Annotated in this window: 3 protein-coding genes and 1 pseudogene; all 4 read left to right on the top strand. The window is 63.7% G+C overall.

What is annotated here, in order from left to right; genetic code table 11:
- Nucleotides 1-177 (top strand): annotated as a pseudogene (locus PMI42_RS40400) (MFS transporter); the annotation flags it as partial.
- Nucleotides 178-198: 21 nt separating this feature from the next.
- Entirely contained in the window at nt 199-1272 is a 1074-nt protein-coding gene (locus PMI42_RS11350; RefSeq protein WP_008133814.1) for a tartrate dehydrogenase, read from the top strand.
- Nucleotides 1273-1523: 251 nt separating this feature from the next.
- Complete coding sequence (gene hspD, locus PMI42_RS11345) at nt 1524-1979, top strand: small heat shock protein HspD (RefSeq protein ID WP_008133812.1); 456 nt, start codon at nt 1524-1526, stop codon at nt 1977-1979.
- A gap of 120 nt (nt 1980-2099) precedes the next feature.
- The gene (locus PMI42_RS11340; protein WP_008133809.1) at nt 2100-2417 is read left to right on the top strand and encodes a hypothetical protein; all 318 of its coding nucleotides are present in this window, start codon (nt 2100-2102) and stop codon (nt 2415-2417) included.
- Nucleotides 2418-2511 lie beyond the last annotated feature (94 nt).

Genomic DNA, 2511 nt, shown 5'->3' with positions numbered 1-2511 from the left:
GGCAATCCCGGCGGGTTCGTCGGGCCCGCCATGATCGGCTGGATCAAGGACCAGACCGGCAGCTTTGTCGGTGGACTCTATTTCGTCAGCGGCCTGCTGGTTCTCTCGGCCGTCCTGACCCTGCTATTGTCGCGCGCGCAGACCGCGCCCGTCGAACCCGTCCCGCAATCTCACTGATCTCTCAAACGGAGCCTTCCCATGCGCACCCATTCGATCGCAGCCATTCCCGCCGACGGCATCGGCCCCGAGGTGATCTCGGCGGGTGTCCGGGTGCTGGAGGCTCTCGCAAAACGCAGCGGCGACCTCGCCTTCAACGTCAAGACGTTCGACTGGGGCTCGGACTATTACAAGAAGCACGGCGTGATGATGCCGGCGGATGGCCTCGCCGAGCTGAAGAAATTCGACGCGATCTATTTCGGCGCGGTCGGTGCGCCTGACGTGCCCGACCACATCACGCTGTGGGGCCTGCGCCTGCCGATCTGCCAGGGCTTTGACCAGTACGCCAATGTGCGGCCGACAAAAATCCTGCCGGGCGTTGCCTCGCCGCTGCGCAATGTCGGCGTCGGCGATCTCGACTGGGTGATCGTGCGCGAGAACTCGGAAGGCGAATATGCCGGCATGGGCGGCCGCGCCCACAGGGGCCTGCCGGAAGAGGTCGGCACTGAAGTCGCGGTCTTCACCCGCGTCGGCGTGACCCGCATCATGCGTTACGCGTTCCAGCTCGCGCAGTCGCGGCCGCGCAAGTTCCTGACCGTCGTGACCAAGTCGAACGCGCAGCGCCATGGCATGGTGATGTGGGACGAGATCGCGGCCGAAGTCGCGACCGAATTCCCTGACGTGACCTGGGACAAGATGCTGGTCGACGCCATGACCGTGCGCATGACGCTGCATCCGAAGAGCCTCGACACCATCGTGGCAACCAACCTGCACGCCGACATCCTCTCCGACCTCGCCGGCGCGCTGGCGGGAAGCCTCGGCGTGGCGCCGACCGGCAACATCGATCCGCAGCGCCGCTTCCCATCGATGTTCGAGCCGATCCATGGCTCCGCCTTCGACATCACCGGCAAGGGCATCGCCAACCCGGTCGCGACCTTCTGGACCGGCGTGCAGATGCTCGAGCATCTCGGCGAGAAGGATGCCGCGGTGCGGCTGATGACGGCGGTCGAACGCGTCTGCGCGGCCGGCGTCCTGACGCCCGACGTCGGCGGCAAGGCGACGACGAAGGAAGTGACGGACGCCGTGATCGACGCGATCCACGGATCGAATGTGTAGAGGCCGAACGACACCAGGCTCCGGCACGACGCCCCCTTTTGGTTCAAGGGGGCGTCGGCTTTCCCCGGGGGGCGCAGGCCGTTCTAAAATTTTTTGACCTCCCCTCTTGAAACCAAAACGGTGTTTTTTTATTTTTCCGATGCCGCCGAGAGGTGGCGTTCCCGACGCCTGATGGGTCGGGAAAGACTGAGACGGGCACCGGTCGTGTCCGGTGCCGCTCGTATCCATTTTGCTCTTTGGAGGATCTGGCTATGCGCACTTACGACTTCTCTCCCCTGTGGCGTTCGACCATTGGTTTCGACCGCCTTTTCGACCTCGTGGAGACGGCACAGCGTGCCGGCGAGGACAACTATCCCCCCTACAACATCGAACGCGTCAGCGAGGACCGCTACCGGATCGCACTTGCGATCGCCGGCTTTTCGCCTGACGAGATCTCGGTGACGGCCGAGCAGAACGCGGTGATCGTCGAGGGAAACAAGGCCGACAAGGCGGAACGCGAATATCTCTATCGGGGCATTTCCGCGCGGCCGTTCAAGCGGCAGTTCAACCTCGCCGACTATGTCCAGGTGCAGAGCGCGTCGTTCGAGAACGGCCTGCTGAAGATCGAACTGATCCGGGAGATTCCTGAGGCCATGAAGCCGCGGCGAATTGCCATCAACGGCGCGCCATCCGGCACCGTGCATCAGCTCGAGAGCAAGGCCGCCTGATTTCGCTGGTCGGAGACCTGGTGATCCCGCCTGATCGTCGGGCGGGATCGACCACTGCCGTCGACTGCGTAACCCCAATGCGACCCAGAGGTTTTAGCGAAAGGAGAAGGAGGACCTCTCATGATCGATCATGCTGACAACATCATCGACCTGAACGCGATACTGCACCCCGGCTCAGTCTACGATCATCCCCGCGACGTCGTCGCGGATCCGGCGCTGTCGATCGGCGAGAAGCGTGCGATCCTCGCGTCCTGGGCTTCGGACGCTGCCAGCGTTGCCTCAAACCCGGCCCTGAGGGAGCTACCGGGCTCGGACAAGCCCGTCACCATCGACGAGATTCTGGAAGCACTCGCGACGCTGGACCACCATCCGAAGGGGCCTCCGGGCGGCAAGCCGGTGCGCAGGAAATCCATTTTGCGAACCGATCTCGCGGCCTAGGCGACCATCGCCAAACGGGATGACGACGATGATTGATGAAGAGTTGGCCTTGTTGCGCGCACACCGCAACAACATCAGCCGCTATCGGCGGGGG

It is taken from the genome of Bradyrhizobium sp. YR681, assembly GCF_000282615.1.
In the GTDB taxonomy this organism is placed as follows: Bacteria; Pseudomonadota; Alphaproteobacteria; order Rhizobiales; family Xanthobacteraceae; genus Bradyrhizobium.
This window is presented reverse-complemented; position numbering and strand designations above follow the sequence as displayed.

What these genes read in the sequence shown, in the direction of transcription:
- hspD (WP_008133812.1), top strand. Translation starts at nt 1,524, where the DNA reads ATGCGCACTTACGACTTCTCTCCCCTGTGGCGTTCGACCATTGGTTTC.
- PMI42_RS11350 (WP_008133814.1), top strand. Translation starts at nt 199, where the DNA reads ATGCGCACCCATTCGATCGCAGCCATTCCCGCCGACGGCATCGGCCCC.
- PMI42_RS11340 (WP_008133809.1), top strand. Translation starts at nt 2,100, where the DNA reads ATGATCGATCATGCTGACAACATCATCGACCTGAACGCGATACTGCAC.